The sequence below is a fragment of the Paenibacillus sp. Y951 genome (genome assembly GCF_056786395.1).
Map to the genome: position 1 here is coordinate 192,257 of NZ_JBXCIY010000008.1, position 17,543 is coordinate 209,799.

Sequence of the window (17,543 nt, forward strand, 5' to 3'; positions counted from 1 at the left end):
GCTGATAATGCGTCCTGAATCACTTCGTTATCAAAGTAAGCTTTTTGTACTACCTCAAAAATAGGATCGTCTCTCAAGCCATTGCAACAATGACTGAGCGACGATCCTTTTTCTTATATACTAGTAACTGCTGCAAGTTTTCATATCATATGATCGATTATGATTAGCTGTTATTTCAACGCTAGCAGTAATTCCTTCTTACTTGATTCAAATGCAACTAGTAACGCTTCTTCGCCAGCATGACCCGCTTGCTGCGCTAGCTTAATATGCTGTAGCATTTTTTTGTAATCTTTCGGAATGACTTTCACGAAGCGAGTTAGTTCCGCATTGAAATTACCGAGAATCCGAGACGCTACTTCACTTTCCGTATAGTCCACATGCTTCCGTAACATGGAACGAAGTTCTTCGACATCTTCATGCTCTTCGATATGCTCAAGCAGAATCATTTCGAGATTGCTACGACTTAATAATAGACGTTTTGGATCGTATACGTAAGCGACGCCACCAGACATACCAGCACCAAAGTTACGTCCTGTTTCACCAAGCACAACGACACGTCCGCCAGTCATATATTCACAGCCATGGTCACCGACGCCTTCAACGACTACATTAGCGCCAGAGTTTCTAACTGCGAATCGCTCTCCAGCGATACCGCGGATATAAGCTTCTCCACCCGTTGCACCGTATAACACTGTATTACCAGTGATCACATTGTCCTCTGCAACAAATGTAGATCGTTTCGATGGCGCTACTATAATTTTACCACCTGATAGTCCTTTACCGAAGTAATCATTCGTATCACCCTCAACGGAAAGCGTAATTCCTTTTGGAACAAATGCACCGAATGATTGACCAGCTGTACCGACAAATTGATACCAGATTGTATCTTCAGGAAGTCCTTGCGCACCATAGCGTCTAGTAACCTCATAACCAAGCGTAGTACCAACAACACGATCTGTATTCAAGATCGGGAATGTTCCACGAACTTGTTCACCGTTCTCAAGCGCCGTTGCTGCATTTGGGATAAGTTCTCTAGCATCAAGTGAAAGCTCAAGTCCATGATTTTGCCCCTTAGAATTATAACGAGTAGTACCTTCAGCAGGCTGCTGCTCGTGTAGAATCGCAGATAGATCAAGACCTTTTGTTTTCAATTGATCAGCAAGTACTTTTGTTTGTAGTCGGTCTACACGACCAACCATATCTTGAACGCTGCGGAAACCAAGCCCAGCCATAATTTCACGTAACTCCTGGGCAATAAAGCGAAGGTAGTTTACGATATGAGATGGATCACCAGTGAATTTCTTACGAAGCTCAGGGTTTTGTGTAGCTACACCAACTGGGCAAGTATCTAAGTGACATACGCGCATCATGACGCAACCTAGAACGACCAGTGGAGCTGTTGAGAAACCAAATTCCTCTGCGCCAAGTAGAGCAGCAATGGCAACATCACGACCATTCATCATTTTACCGTCGGACTCAAGTACGATCCGATCTCGTAAATTATTCAACATCAATGTTTGATGCGTTTCAGCAAGACCGAGCTCCCATGGAAGACCAGCATGACGAATAGATCCGATAGGTGAAGCGCCTGTACCGCCGTCATATCCACTAATCATAATGAGATCAGCGCGACCTTTTGCAACACCCGCAGCAATCGTTCCAACACCTGCACCAGATACTAGCTTCACGCTAATACGGGCACGAGGGTTAGCATTTTTCAAGTCATGAATTAATTCAGCCAAATCTTCAATCGAATAAATATCATGATGCGGTGGAGGTGAGATTAGACCAACACCTGGAGTAGAGCCACGAACTTCAGCAACCCAAGGATATACTTTCTGACCTGGAAGTTGACCACCTTCACCTGGTTTAGCACCTTGTGCCATCTTAATCTGAATTTCATCAGCATTAACAAGATAATGACTCGTTACACCGAATCGACCAGATGCTACTTGCTTGATTGCACTACGACGTAGATCACCATTCTCATCAGCAATAAAGCGTGATGGATGTTCTCCGCCTTCACCTGTATTAGATTTACCACCAAGACGGTTCATTGCAATCGCTAAGCTTTCATGAGCCTCTTGGCTAATAGAACCGTAAGACATTGCACCTGTTTTGAAACGTTTCACAATGGAATCTACAGATTCAACTTCTTCAAGTGGAATAGATTGACCATCTGTTTTGAAATCGATTAGAGAACGTAGCATAAGATGCTTTTTGTTCTCACCCTGAACAAGGGTAGAGAATTTTTTATATAATTTATAGTCGTTGTTACGAGCTGAAGTTTGTAGTGTATGAATCGTCTGTGGAGTCAGTAGATGATCTTCACCATCACGTCTCCATTGATATTCACCGCCAGAGTCAAGCTCACTTTCAGCACCTGCTTGTGCTGCAAATCCACGATTATGTGAATTTTGTGCATCTTTGGCGATCTGCTCAAGATCAATACCGCCAATTCTAGATGGTGTCCAAGTGAAATATTTCTCGATTAAGCTTTCTTGTAACCCAACTGCTTCGAAGATTTGTGCACCACGATAAGACTGAATAGTAGAGATACCCATTTTGGATAACACTTTAACTACACCTTTTGTCGCTGCTTTAATGTAGTTTTTAACAGCTTTTCCATAAGTTACACCGCGCATTGATCCTTTGGCAACCATATCCTCGAATGTTTCATATACAAGATAGGGGTTAATGACATTAACACCGTAACCTAGCAATAATGCAAAGTGATGTACTTCTCTTGGTTCACCTGATTCAAGTAAGATCGACACTTTTGTACGAGCACCTGTACGAATAAGATGGTGATGCAGAGAAGATACAGCAAGCAATGCCGGGATTGCCGCATTTTCTTGATTAACGCCACGATCAGATAGAATGATTAAGTTATGCCCCTTCTCAATAACACGATCTGCTGCTGCGAATATTTCATCCAATGCCTTCTCAATTCCAGTAGCACCGCTACCTGCAGAGAAGAACATTGGAATCGTTATTGCTTTGAATCCTTCACGACGAATATGACGGAGCTTAGCAAATTGTTCATTCGATAAGAATGGTGTATCTAATTTCACATGGCGACAACTTTCAGGTTCAGCATTCAATAAATTACGCTCTGGCCCAATTGTCGTAATAGTCGAAGTAACAAGCTCCTCACGTATCGCATCGATTGGTGGGTTAGTTACTTGGGCAAACAATTGCTTGAAGTAGTTATATAGCATCTGTGGACGCTCTGACAACACCGCTAATGGTGCATCATACCCCATGGAGCTCAAAGGTTCTTGACCTTCCAGTGCCATCGGCTCCAGCACTTTACGAATTTCTTCGTATGTGAACCCAAATGCTTGTTGACGTTGTTGCAAACTTTCCTTTCTCACTTCCGGCAGCGTAGGTGCATCTGGCAAATCAGTCAGCGTTACAAGATGCGCATCAAGCCACTGTTGATAAGGTTGCTCGGCGGCAATCATCGCTTTAATCTCTTCATCCGGTACGATACAACCTTTCGCTGTATCAACAAGCAGCATACGACCTGGACGTAGACGGTCTTTATATACAATTTCCTCTGGGGCAACTGGTACTGCTCCTGCCTCAGATCCTAAAATGATATGATCATCTTTTGTTACATAGTAACGAGCTGGACGTAGACCGTTACGATCAAGCATTGCACCAATCTGTACGCCATCTGTAAAGCCCATCGCTGCCGGGCCATCCCAAGGCTCCATTAGCGCACTATGATATTCATAGAATGCTTTGCGATCTTGATCCATACCTTCATGATTGGACCAAGGTTCTGGAACCATCATCATCGCTACATGTGGAAGTGAACGTCCTGCAAGCGATAGAAATTCAAACGTATTATCAAACATCGCCGTATCAGAACCATCCGGAGCAATAATTGGTTTGATCTTTTCTAGATCATCACCGAACAATTCGCTTGCGAACAACGTTTGACGAGCATGCATCCAGTTCACATTACCTCGCAATGTATTAATTTCACCATTGTGAATCATATAGTGGAATGGATGTGCTCTTTCCCAGCTTGGGAATGTATTAGTACTGAAGCGAGAGTGAACAAGTGCCATCGCAGATTCAACCGCAGCATTATTCAATTCGATATAGAAGGAGCGAACTTGCTCCGTCGTAAGCATACCTTTGTATACAATTTTGCGAGATGACATACTAGAGAAGTAGAACATCTCTCCGCCCGCTTGCCCTCCGTAACGAATAGCAAGCTCAGCACGTTTACGAATGACGTACAATTTTCGTTCAAATGAAAGAGTGTCCACAAGGGCAGCATTACGTCTAATGAATACTTGAGCCACATACGGCTTTACAGACAATGCAGATTGACCAAGTTTTTCATCATTTGTTGGAACTTCACGGAAGCCGATCAATTGTTGACCTTCTTCAGCAATAATGGACGCTAATTTCTCCTCGATGCCAGAACGTTGCTCTGCATTTTGAGGCATGAACATCATACCAACCGCATAGTTTTCGGGTTCAGGTAGAATTAGACCTTCCTTATTAAGTTCACTTACGAAAAATGCATGTGGGATTTGAATTAAGATCCCTGCGCCATCTCCTGTATTCGACTCACTACCTTGACCACCGCGATGCTCCATATTTTCAAGCAATTGTAGCGCTTTACTAATGACGTCATGAGACTTTACGCCTTTAATACTAGCGACAAAGCCCATTCCGCAAGCATCTTTTTCGAATTGCGGGTCATATAGTCCTTGTCTAGGAGGTAAACTAACTGTTTGGTTTTTCATCGTATATTTCCCCTCTATATTAAATATAAAGATTATTCATTAACGTCTTCTTCTTTGTGGAAAGTTATTATAAAATAGTAGAGAGCGTAATATCCCCTACAACCTCCCATTTTTTATTGTTCATCTTATCTAAAGTAAATGATATTTTTTTCGATTCTCACGCCATCGTTTCATAACTCAAGTAAAACAACGAATCGGAATGATATTATATTAGCACTATTTGAACAATAAATATAGAGGGGATATCACGTGAAACCTTGATATACAAGGGAATTAACGAGAGAGGATTTGTATTATATGTATACTAATTTACAATCTAAAAAATGGAGAGGAAGTGTGGTCACCGCTTCATTAACCGCTCTAATACTACTATTTTCTGTATTTTCACCTATTTTAGCCCACGCTGAGCAACCAATGATCAGTGACGGAAAAATGCAAACGAAAAAAAATATTTTTAATGTTGTCGTTTTAGGTGATTCTTTGGCTGCTAGTTATCAAAAAGGGTTCGATGCGACTTCTGTACCTTATGGATTCAGCGAAATCATCTATGAACAAGCGATGTTTCAAGGTAATCATGCATCCTATACGAATTATGGAGTACTAGGATTACGTTCAGAAGGATTATTGAACTGGTTAACTGCTGTGGAGAAACAACAATCAATTACAGCAAATGGAGTACAACAAGGATTGAAAGATCCAAGAGTGGATACGCTAATTGGAGATACGAATGCACTATATGAATCCGTTTCTAGTGCTGATCTTATCGTACTCGCTATTGGTGGAAATGACTTTTTGAATATTCTTGCAGGGTTAGACCTAACGAAAAGCGTCTCTTCTATGAGTGCCGATGAGAAAAACATATTATTAGCCCAACTGCAAACATCAACAGAGGAATATAAAAAGAATTTAACTGCTATTTTGACTATTATTCAAAGCCTTAATTCTGATGTTGTTATCGCTAGCCAAAATCAATATATACCTCTACCAAAAGTAACATTTAACGGTGTAGAGTCCTATATTCAAGTTTCACCGGATTTAGCTCAGCTACTTGTTGGTGCACAAACCAACTTGAATAATGAATTCGTTTCTGTTGTTTCAGAATTTAAGAAGTCAGGTTTACAAATTGATTATATTGATGCAGCAGCAGTTATCGATGGCAATGCTCTCGGACTTACTGATATCGCTTCATTAGATGTGCATCCAAATGCTACAGGGTATCAAAAATTAGGGGAAGCCTATAGTACTTTGTTGTGGGGAGAATTCAAAACTGCTGCGGCAAAAAAAGCAGGGGATTCATTATCTGTTGTCGTTAATGGTAAAGACGTAGTAAGTAATTATCCTACGAAAGTTATTAATGGTCGTACTTATCTAGTATTACGTGACATTACGAATGCTGTTGGTGCTGATCTATCTTGGAGCAATATAACTGAGACAGCAACCGTCAAATTAAATGATCGTACCGTAGAGTTGAAAGTTGGTTCTAATACTTATATCGTAAATGGTCAATCATATCCATTAGATGCACCCGTATTTTTAGAGACAATAGGTAAGGAGAGTAAAACCTACGTACCAATTGCCGCTTTGTCTTCTGGACTAGACCTATTCGTCCAATACTGGGCCAAACAAAAATTGGTGTTTGTTAATAATTAAATGAAGGTTCGTAGCTTATTCGATGTAGAGTAAGCTACGAAAGCAAAAACTTCGTGATCACAAGTGGATGTTTTGAACTACCTATTATAATCTTGTAGTAGCTCTTTCAGGATGGTCGCACTCTTCCCCGTCCATTGATTGAGCTTCTGCAATTGATTCAACTGTTGATTGGCAGCTATTAGCAACGATTCTTTATACTCTGGAATTGCACCAGTATACAGTTGAACATCTCTTGGTAGTACTGTAGTCTTTTCAGTATAACTGAGCGCTCTACGTTCATGAAACATAGCTACATCAGGCTCATTAGGATTATGTAAATCTCCTTGGTCAGGATGCTTAACGACCGCCAGTATTTTTACAACAAGACGTGGAGCATAAATCTCATATACTTCACCAATATAAATACCTGATCTTACCTTTGCTTGTACAAGTTGACCAATTTCAAATGCTGATTGCTGTTCCATTTTGTACCTCCCAAAACTTTTCATTAGATTCATCATAGCATCATTGCAAATGAAAAGTAGCTTCGGAAGCATATTCTTCGACTTCTCATTTAAAATTACTGTAAATGATGAACATATGAATGGCAAGTAGAATAAACTGGACTTGTATAACATGGCATAGGCAAGTAATATGATATATATAAAGAAGGTGAAATTTATGAGTAAGAAAAGAGTATTGCTGCTATCCGAAGGATTTGGTTCTGGCCATACCCAAGCAGCTCATGCTCTTAGTGAGGGTCTCAAACAGCTTAATCCCGATCTTTCAACGAAAGTGTTTGAATTAGGTAGTTTTCTCAATCCTATCGTAGCTCCACTAATTATTAGTGCCTACCGCAAAACAGTTAGTTCGCAGCCTAAAGTTGTCGGAATGATGTATCGAAGCAACTATCGTAAACCAGCAAATGGAATTGCTAAGCTAGCACTTCATCGCTTATTTTATACTCAAGCACTAAGATTAGTAACTCAGCTAAAGCCAGATATTATTATATGTACACACCCTTTACCTAATATGATTATCGCTCGACTAAGAAAACAACGCATAAACACACCATTAATTACAGTGATTACTGACTATGATGCACATGGCTCTTGGGTGAATCAAGAGGTTAACCAATACCTCGTTTCTTCTACTATTGTAAAAGAACGACTACTTGCTAAAGGTGTACAAGAAAATCATATTGCTGTAACGGGTATTCCTATTCATCCAAAATTTTGGAAAGTTAATGACCGTGATCAAGTCCTTGCTCGTTTTCAACTTAATAACCTACCTACAATATTAATTATGGGTGGTGGTTGGGGATTACTTACTGAGGATAACGCGTTATCTTATATGACCAAATGGCGAGAAACGACGCAACTGATTATCTGTATTGGCTCCAATGACGATATGCGAAAAAAATTGTTGGATGACCCACTATTCCAGCATCACAACATACATATTATTGGTTTTACTCCTTATATTAATGAGTTAATGGATATTAGCGATTTGTTAGTTACGAAGCCTGGCGGCATGACTTGCACTGAAGGATTTAACAAAGCTTTGCCTATGCTCTTCTACGAGCCTATTCCTGGACAAGAAGAAGAAAATTGTGATTATTTTATTAATATGGGCTTTGGAGAAATGCTAACCTCTAATGATACCGTTGATCGTTGGTTTAATTTACTTCATAACGAAGAGGGGCTAGTTCAATATCGACAAAAGCTAAAAGATAAGCGAGATCAAACTTATAGTCCTCTAGATTGTCCTAAGGCTGTACTGCAATTGTTGTAGTACAGCTTTTTTATTTTTGAAACCATTAACTGCGTAAATCGTATTATTCATTAGACGTATTTTAAAATAAAAGGAGCACGCTTAGATGGATGCAATTCTCGATTTCATGGAGAGCTTTGGCCCTTGGGGATTAGCGATACATTCCTTCCTAGACGCCGTAATTTTTCCTATTCCCGCATTTTTCACTCAAGTATCTTTAAGTATTGCTCATCCACAATCCGCACTATGGCTTGCTACTATAGGTTTTATTGCCTGTTTGCTAGGTACTCCTGTAGGATACTATATCGGTAAATTTTTCGGTGCCGCAATTTTACAACGCCTCTTAAAACCTGAATGGATTGAAAAAGCTACCCATTATTTCAATACAAAAGGTTCTAGTGCAATATTAATCGGTGCTTTTACTCCCATTCCATTTAAAGTATTTACGATATTATCTGGTGTCATGAAATATCCATTATGGCAGCTAATGGCGTATGCAATAGTTGGTAGAGCCGTTAAGTTTTATGTTGTAGGTACTTTATTCTATATGTTTGGTAAAGCTGCAGAATCGATGGTTTCTAACGTGTCCTTATATATTTTCCTTATAGCCGTACCGATCATTGTTATCTTCATTATTGTTCGCAAACAGCTACAGAAGAAAAAAGCACTTAAAGCATTAGCATTACAAGAAAACAGCAATCAATCTGTTGATATATAATGTTCTATATTTTGTGGCACAAAAAGCAGCATCCATCTACAACGAGGTTTCCCCTCGTCGATGGATACTGCTTTTTTGTGCTTCAGTTACTTTTAATCCTTCCGTTCTCATCTGCAACAAAGATCTGATTCATTATTCCGTATTGTAGAGCTTGGTAATTCTTTTCATTATATCATCGACATGTGTAATAAACTGCTAATTTCGACAATTACATTTAAAAAAACTAAAAAGAATGCATAGTAATCGGACAGTTGAACTGTGCCATTACTATGCATCCTTCGGAATTTCTATTATGTTACTATTTCAAGGCACTACCGCCATATAAGAAACGGTATTCCCAACTATTTCCTGTCACTTTGCTTGTTGTTACGCCGCCACCAGCATTGGAAAACGTATGAAGTACTTTACCATCACCCAAGTAAATACCAACATGAGTAATTCTTTGAGTTGATTTGTTTATACCATTATAACTAGATTTGCTAGAACCTTTAGATGACATGAAGAACATTAAGTCCCCACGTTTCAAATCATTAATATCAGTTACTGCATTACCAAGGTTTTTCACATATGTCCCTTGCTGTCTAGAGTCAGCAGGTAATTTGATACCTAATGCATCAATAAAAGCTTGTCTCACAAAGTCTGAACAATCAAACGTTGTTGTCGTATTACGGTTAGATCCATATTCATATGGAGTTCCCAAATATTTCATTCCTGCAGATATAACTTTTTCTACAGATGAACTATTAGCTGACGTAGAGCCATTAGAGCTTGAACCATTGTTTGAGCTAGATCCACTATTAGAACCTGAATTGTTGGATGAACTTCCTACAACTTCAGTGTACTTACTCCCATTCGAAATATATCCTTTATTACCATTTTGATCTTGGACTTGTAGCCATCCGTTAGATGCAAATCCAACAACAGTAACTTTCTCACCTTTGGATAACTTTCTTATAACTGAGCTACTTGAGTTAGAACTAGTTCTCATGTTAACTCCCCATGTTATTTCTGCCTGTTGATTAACTGCGCTTACCTCTGTTGTAGATACGCTAGGAGTCGCGCTAGGAGTCCCAGTACCACTGTTATTAGAACCTGTATTGTTGTTGGTCGAAGCACCTACAACTTCAGTATATTTGCTATTATCAGAAATAAATCCTTTTTGACCATTTTTATCTTGTACTTGAAGCCATCCATTAGAAGCAATTCCGATAATAGTAACTGTCTCGCCTTTCGATATCATTCTTATTACTGAGCTACTAGAGTTAGAACTAGTTCTCATATTAACTCCCCATGTTACTTGTGCCTGTTGATTAACCGCGCTTACTTCTGCTGCATATGCGCTAGGAGTCCCAGTAATAGACAGACCTCCTACTAATAAACTTACTGCAATTGCTGCAGATGCTACTTTGTATTTGATTGAATAACTCATTCTGCTATTCTTCCTTCCTCTTGCTGTATTCGCTTCGTTAAGCGTTGATGCAATTATAGGATTAAAAGGAGGGACTAGGCATCTGACTACTTACCTAAATACGTGTGCCAGCAGAGGTCCGAAAAATAGGTCGTGAAATAGTGAGAGAATATTAATAAAGGACACATCTCAGAAGAGATGTGTCCTTTATATTCTCATTATTATAGTTACCTCGAAGCAAATGCACATTAGTAAAGTGAGAAGCTTCTCATTACTTTCTACTTTTCCCAAGTTAGCATATTAGGTCTTTAGAACCAATTTCTTAGGACCTAGACATTATTGCCTGCATTTACCATTACTTTAGGATCATAATTTTTATCCATTTAATTTTAATTACTGTATTTATATGTTATATCAATCAGTATTATTCTATTGTTCTAATGGTTCTACATGCACATTTACATTAAGTATATTATGTTTTTTGAACAGTCTACGCTCAATTTCATCACATATGGTATGACTTTCAATGAGTGATAATTCATGATCAACCTGAACACTGACTTCTACAAGCACATTATTTCCATGTACTCGTGCCTTCAAGTCTGTAATTTCACATACACCTTTCGTATTAGATACAGTAGTATGAAGCTTTTTCAGCACCTTCTCATCTATTCCATCAGTTAATGCATGTGTAGAGGTCGTAAAAATATCCCATGCCGTTTTGCAAATGATAATACCTACAATTAATGCCGCTACAGGATCTAGCCACGGCATATTAAGTTGCGCTCCAAAAATACCGACCGCTGCACCAATACTTACTAAAGCATCGGATAAATTATCTTTTGCTGCAGCTTTTAACGCCTGATTGTTAATTTTATTAGCAAGGCGATTATTGTACATGTATACAGCTACCATAACAAGCGCTGCTCCTATTGCGACCCAAGCTGTAAGTATATTGGGAGTATGATATTCACCTTTAATCATTGTACGAATGGCACCGATAAGTACCTGAATCCCTACAGTAGCCATAATAAACGAAGCAACCATTGCTGCTATCGTCTCTGCACGAAAATGTCCATACGGGTGATCCTCATCAGGCGGCTTCTGAGATATTTTCAATCCAATCAATACTGCAATAGAAGCAATAATATCGGTTAGATTATTATATCCATCAGCAACTAGTGCACCAGACAAGAATATATAACCTATAATAAGCTTTACTGACGAAAGAACTAAGTATGCAGCAATGCTGATCCATGCTCCTTTTTCGCCTTCTTTTATTTCCTCATATTGCGTCAACTTAATAACCTCCTGATCCGTACTAGAACACACTAACGTATCATACACGATACAACTAATGTGGGTCTACAGAAACAGTGTTGACCTAATGCGTAACTTTATGCCCCAGTGCAACAAGTTATCATTAATCCAACATTGTAAGCTTGACTAAAAATTTCAATATATGCACGTATATACATAAAAAAAGCCTCTGACAACCTAGATGTTGAACAACTAGGTCATTAGAGGCTTCTATATTATTAAAGTGTACCGCTGTACATTTTTTCACGAAGTTCTTTTACTTCAGCATTTTCAAGATATTCATCGTAAGTCATTAGACGATCGATTACCCCGTTTGGCGTAAATTCGATAATACGATTCGCTACCGTTTGAACGAACTGATGGTCATGAGATGTGAAAAGAATAGTGCAATCTGTATCCATCAAACCATTATTCAATGCTGTAATGGATTCAAGGTCTAAGTGATTCGTTGGCTCATCCATAATAAATACGTTAGCACCTTCAAGCATCATCTTAGATAGCATACAACGAACTTTTTCTCCCCCTGAAAGCACACTTGCTTTCTTCATAGCTTCATCACCGGAGAATAACATACGTCCTAGGAAACCACGTAGGAATGTTTCATCAGGATCTTTAGAATACTGACGTAACCATTCAACCAAGTTCAGATCAACATCATCAAAGTATGCTGAGTTGTCTTTCGGGAAGTAAGTACGAGTCGTCGTAACTCCCCAAGAGAATGAACCTGCATCTGGCTCAAGTTCTCCAGAAACAGCTTGGAAAAATGCTGTTTTCGGCAAGCCATTAGGACCTACAAAAGCAATTTTATCACCTTTATTAATAGCCATCGTCAAGTTATCAATTACTTTTTCACCGTCAACTGAAACTGTAAGATTTTCAGTCATTAGTAAGTGCTTTCCAGCTTCACGTTCACCTTTGAATAGAATAAACGGATATTTACGATTGGAAGGACGAATGTCATCAAGCGTAATTTTTTCAAGCGCCTTTTTACGAGAAGTTGCTTGTTTGGATTTCGATTTGTTCGCACTAAAACGTAGAACAAACGCTTGTAGTTCTTTAACTTTATCTTCTTTTTTCTTATTTTCATTACGCATTAGCGCAAGAGCCAATTGACTGGACTCATACCAGAAGTCATAGTTACCAACATACATTTGAATTTTACCAAAGTCAATGTCGGCAATATGTGTACAAACTTCATTCAGGAAGTGACGGTCATGGCTGACTACAATTACAGTACCTTCATAGTCGCCTAAGAAGTTCTCTAACCAACGAATAGATTCGATATCAAGATGGTTGGTAGGCTCATCCAGCAATAGTATATGCGGTGAACCAAATAGTGCTTGTGCTAGCAACACTCGAACTTTCTCGCTACCATCTAGTTCAGACATCTGCTTGTCATGAAAATCTGAACCAATGCCCAGACCGTTCAACATCTCAGCAGCTTCCGACTCAGCTTCCCAACCATTCATATCAGCAAACTCAGCTTCAAGCTCACCAGCACGCATACCGTCTTCATCAGTGAAGTCAGCTTTTGCATACAAAGTATCTTTTTCCTTCATAATATCATACAACTTTTTATGACCCATAATAACAGTTTCAAGCACTTGGAACTCATCATATGCATAATGGTTCTGACTCAATACCGCAAGGCGCTCACCTGGCGTAATATGAACTTCACCTGATGACTGCTCAACTTCACCAGAAAGTATTTTAAGGAATGTTGATTTTCCTGCACCGTTAGCACCGATAAGACCATAACAGTTACCAGGGTTGAATTTAATACTTACATCTTCAAAGAGCGCACGCTTACCAAAACGTAGCGTGATGCCACTTGTACTAATCATTACGTAATCCCGTCCTTCATTATCATTCTCGTTATCTCAGACTATTATAGCATAGTCTCAACTGTAAAGACGCCGTTTTCCATGAATTTTCTTATTCATTGTTCATAATTTACGAAAATCGCTTTATTAATACGTCACTATTTTGCTATTGTATAAATAACTGCTACTCTTATAGGAGAGCGCTGCAAGAACCAATCGGGGATCACTACGAAAAGCAATCGCTGTTCCGATCAGGGGCGCTACGAGAACCAATTGCTGTTCCGATCGCCGTTGTCCTCGGATTTATTGGATTGGTCAAGCGGTATAAATCCGAGGACAAAAACGAACGCTGCGCTTCTCCACGAGCGATTGGTTCTCTCCGCTAAAGCGAAGGTTGGCGATTAGTTCTCTCCGCTAGAGCGTGGAGGAATGAAAAATTCTCTCCGCTACGGCGAGGGTGATGGGATTAAGAACGAGGTTAGTTTTTGCTTTGTTTTGCTTCGGGGCACCGGTTGCGGAGTAAACAGAGTAACTTTTTTCCGTATTATGCTACTTTCATTCATTCGCTTTGCATAGATACTATTTTATGTTCTACGCGGCGGTTTCACTTTGATTCACAAAAAAATTTAGGGGGATTAATTATGAAATTATTGTCGATTGAGCCTACACCGAGTCCAAATTCTATGAAACTGAATCTCGATGAAGCTTTGCCTAGAGGCCGTAGACTTACTTATACGACCAAAGAATCAACTGATCTTGCCCAGCCATATCGCAGTTTGCTGACGATTCAAGGTGTCAGAAGCTTATTCCATACCGCAGACTTTATTGCGCTTGATCGCAAACCAGGAGCGGATTGGGCTGCTATCCTTGCAGAAGCAAGAATTATTTTACAAGCTGATCAACAATTAGCTGCAACAGTGGCACAAGGTTCCGATGGATATGGGGAAGCACAAGTACTTGTACAAATGTTCCGTGGAATTCCGATGCAAATCCGCGTTAAAACTGTTGATGGAGAATTTCGTGCTGCTTTACCGCAAAAGTTTATCGACGCGATTACTCAAGCTGCCGGTTCATCGATGATACGTGAGCGAAAACTTGAAGAATTCGGCGTTCGCTATGGCGTTCCTGAAGAGATAGCGAATGAAATTGTACAGGAGCTAGAGGCCAGTTACACAAGTGAACGACTTCATAATCTAATTGAAGCCTCTCTCGCTATCGGTAGTGGAGATGACACTCCTATCGAGGTTATTAGACCTTTACCACTTAACGGAGCGGAAGTATTAGTAAAATTACACGAAGACGAGTGGCAAGCTCGTTATGCCGCCCTAGAGCGTTATGCGTTAGATGAGGAAGCAATCGAAGTACTGCAAATAGCGTTAACAGACAGTAATACATCGATACGACGACATGCAGTTATACTGCTTGGTGATTTGCGTACAGATGATGCATTGTCACTACTGTACAAAGCATTAGCGGATAGCTCCCCTTCCGTTCGTAGAACTGCTGGCGACACCTTATCTGATCTAGGTGATGTTGGTGCGATAGAGCCGATGATTGTTGCTTCAGCTGACAAAAACAAACTTGTCCGTTGGCGTGCTGCCCGCTTCTTGTACGAGGTTGGCGATGAGCGCGCGCTGGAAGCGTTGAAGGTTGCATCCACTGACCCAGAATTTGAAATTCAATTGCAGGCGAAGATCGCAATTGAACGTATTGAACGCGGTGAAGAAGCAGCCGGCTCAGTATGGCAGCAGATGACAGCAGCTAGACAAAAGGAACAATAATATCAATATTATACAAGAGGCATTTGAATTGCGGTACATCGGTAATTAATACAAGCTCGACTAACACTCTACTTGGTGTCGGTCGAGCTTGTTTGTATATTCAATATCAATAGTGTGTAAGTTGCAAGGCCTATCGAACCGAGCTGACAGAAGAATGCCAAACGAAAGCTACAATTACCTTCCATTGAGCCTTACTGTCAATAATATGCCCAATGTTACCTCTCTGCCCCATATACTCCATTTTTACTGTCTATTGGGCTTTTCGGTTATTTTTCTGCTCCATAGACTCCATTTTTACTGTCTATTGGGCTTTTCGGTTACTTTTCTGCTCCATGGACTCCATTTTTACTGTCTATTGGGCTTTTCGGTTACTTTTCTGCTCCATGGACTCCATTTTTACTGTCTATTGGGCTTTTCGGTTACTTTTCTGCTCCATAGACTCCATTTTTACTGTCTATTAGGCTTTTCGGTTACTTTTCTGCTCCATAGACTCCATTTTTACTGTCTATTGGGCTTTCCAGTTACCTTTCTGCTCCATGGACTCCATTTTTACTGTCTATTAGGCTTTTCGGTTACTTTTCTGCTCCATAGACTCCATTTTTACTGTCTATTAGGCTTTCCAGTTACTTTTCTGCTCCATAGACTCCATTTTTACTGTCTATTGAGCTTTCCAGTTACTTTTCTGCTCCATGGACTCCATTTTTACTGTCTATTAGGCTTTTCGGTTACTTTTCTGCTCCATGGACTCCATTTTTACTGTCTATTGGGCTTTCCAGTTACCTTTCTGCTCCATGGACTCCATTTTTACTGTCTATTAGGCTTTTCGGTTACTTTTCTGCTCCATAGACTCCATTTTTACTGTCTATTGGGCTTTTCGGTTACTTTTCTGCTCCATAGACTCCATTTTTACTGTCTATTAGGCTTTTCGGTTACTTTTCTCTCTACAATTACTCAAACCTACATTAGTGCGACTGCTTACTCATTACCTATATTCTATCGTAATCGTAACGAGATAATCTCCCGCTTTGTTCCATTCCTGATAGCTAGTTTGGTAGGACAGACTTTTGTTCAATGATTTGAAAGCTTTATTGATATCATCAACTAATTGCTCTCCACCTGTATAGCGAAACTGTAGCTCTGTCTCGCCAGTTCCAACTGCAGATTTCACCATAGCTTTCATCTGCTCATAACTTTCAATCGTATTACTCGAATCCTCCATATGGTACCCTAATTGCTCTCTTGATTGTTGAACCGTAATAAATGCTTCCGAAGCTGGATCAGCAGTTGCTAGTTGCTCATTCAACAATTGTTGGTAACTCATTGTTGCGACGGGATAATCCGCTTTCCATACATGATCCTGAGCTAACTGTGTATCACTTACCAAGTAGTACTTATAAGATACATCGTCTTCTGCCTGACCAATCGGATCATCCCATGTGAGATCAATCTGATACCATTGCCCTTCGATTTCCACTAAGTTCCAAGCATGTTCTCCCGTGTTAACACTGCCTTCAACAATTCTAACATCAAAGCCTGCCTCACTATAGAAACGATAGCCTAACAATGCATAACCTTGACATACTGTTGTACCCTCAGTAATCGCTTCGTATGCTGTGTAACGAGTCAAACTCTGATCGTATTGAACATGCTGCACAATCCAGTCATGGATTAGTTTTACTTGTTCAAATGCAGAATATTCCTCTAGCTCAAGCGTCTTAATGACTTGCTTCACATAACTTGTAACCTCTGCACTCATCTCATGACTTTCTCGATATACAACAGTAAGAGCAACCTCAGACCTTGATAATCCACTACTCATCGAGTAACTGTATGATTCCATCGTATATTTGATGTAATCATCGACATCTATAGCTTGTTGAAGCCAGCTAGCGAATTGATTCTTAACATCATCGCTATTACCTTGAATCGTAATATCAATTGCCGTTCTACCTTCAGCAAGCTCTTTAGCTATATATCGCACAATATGTTCACTATCTTTCGACGAAAGCTTTTCTTCCCCTGTCTTACTAGAAGACGAAGATGACTCTACTGTCAACCCATCCTTAATAAAAAATGCCGTATCGTCAACTGTCTCTTGGATCGTAGTTGTGACCTGCTGCTTCCAATCCATATCGGTATTTTGCTCAAACCATTGGTAGCATCCAATAGCAATTGCGACAATTACGACGATCCCGAATAATTTTCTCAAAAGCATCTCACCCCTCAATCTTCAGTTAACTATGCCGAATCCACTACCAAGCCAATCATCGTTATCTTCGCTTCATATTCGATGTCGAGTATGCTTTTTGAACTTCCTAT

At 39.8% G+C, this 17,543-nt stretch carries 10 protein-coding genes; 4 read left to right on the top strand and 6 right to left on the bottom strand.

Annotation, left to right across the window (positions count from 1 at the left end):
- Positions 1-170 precede the first annotated feature (170 nt).
- Positions 171-4,772 (bottom strand): glutamate synthase large subunit, encoded by a 4,602-nt coding sequence (gene gltB, locus AC1TPB_RS13925; RefSeq protein ID WP_482077038.1) that lies wholly within the window; start codon positions 4,770-4,772, stop codon positions 171-173.
- Positions 4,773-5,069: 297 nt separating this feature from the next.
- Here gltB and AC1TPB_RS13930 point away from each other — a divergent pair, with 297 nt between their 5' ends.
- Complete coding sequence (locus tag AC1TPB_RS13930; RefSeq protein WP_482077039.1) at positions 5,070-6,422, top strand: stalk domain-containing protein; 1,353 nt, start codon at positions 5,070-5,072, stop codon at positions 6,420-6,422.
- Positions 6,423-6,499: 77 nt separating this feature from the next.
- On the opposite strand, the gene kapB is transcribed toward AC1TPB_RS13930, so the two are convergent.
- Positions 6,500-6,886, bottom strand: a complete 387-nt coding sequence (kapB, locus tag AC1TPB_RS13935; protein WP_482077040.1) for a sporulation phosphorelay system protein KapB — start codon at positions 6,884-6,886, stop codon at positions 6,500-6,502.
- A 196-nt stretch (positions 6,887-7,082) separates the two neighbouring features.
- On the opposite strand from kapB, the gene AC1TPB_RS13940 reads away from it, so the two are divergent.
- Complete coding sequence (locus tag AC1TPB_RS13940; RefSeq protein WP_482077041.1) at positions 7,083-8,195, top strand: MGDG synthase family glycosyltransferase; 1,113 nt, start codon at positions 7,083-7,085, stop codon at positions 8,193-8,195.
- Between the two features lie 85 nt (positions 8,196-8,280).
- Positions 8,281-8,892 carry a YqaA family protein gene (locus tag AC1TPB_RS13945; RefSeq protein WP_482077042.1) on the top strand — a complete coding sequence of 204 codons (612 nt, stop codon included), beginning with the start codon at positions 8,281-8,283 and terminating at the stop codon, positions 8,890-8,892.
- 298 nt (positions 8,893-9,190) lie between these two features.
- Here AC1TPB_RS13945 and AC1TPB_RS13950 read toward each other — a convergent pair whose 3' ends face one another.
- The 3 genes from AC1TPB_RS13950 to AC1TPB_RS13960 all read right to left on the bottom strand — a co-directional run bounded on the left by AC1TPB_RS13950 (position 9,191) and on the right by AC1TPB_RS13960 (position 13,464).
- Positions 9,191-10,321: a C40 family peptidase gene (locus tag AC1TPB_RS13950; RefSeq protein ID WP_482077043.1), complete on the bottom strand. Its 1,131-nt coding sequence runs from the start codon at positions 10,319-10,321 to the stop codon at positions 9,191-9,193.
- A gap of 408 nt (positions 10,322-10,729) precedes the next feature.
- Complete coding sequence (locus tag AC1TPB_RS13955; RefSeq protein ID WP_482077044.1) at positions 10,730-11,599, bottom strand: cation diffusion facilitator family transporter; 870 nt, start codon at positions 11,597-11,599, stop codon at positions 10,730-10,732.
- Positions 11,600-11,838: 239 nt separating this feature from the next.
- The gene (locus AC1TPB_RS13960; protein WP_482077045.1) at positions 11,839-13,464 is read right to left on the bottom strand and encodes an ABC-F family ATP-binding cassette domain-containing protein; all 1,626 of its coding nucleotides are present in this window, start codon (positions 13,462-13,464) and stop codon (positions 11,839-11,841) included.
- Positions 13,465-14,084: 620 nt separating this feature from the next.
- Between AC1TPB_RS13960 and AC1TPB_RS13965 the strand changes: the two genes are divergently transcribed.
- Entirely contained in the window at positions 14,085-15,224 is a 1,140-nt protein-coding gene (locus AC1TPB_RS13965) for a conserved virulence factor C family protein (RefSeq protein ID WP_482077046.1), read from the top strand.
- 982 nt (positions 15,225-16,206) lie between these two features.
- On the opposite strand, the gene AC1TPB_RS13970 is transcribed toward AC1TPB_RS13965, so the two are convergent.
- Positions 16,207-17,433: a transglutaminase domain-containing protein gene (locus AC1TPB_RS13970; protein ID WP_482077047.1), complete on the bottom strand. Its 1,227-nt coding sequence runs from the start codon at positions 17,431-17,433 to the stop codon at positions 16,207-16,209.
- Positions 17,434-17,543: the final 110 nt, after the last annotated feature.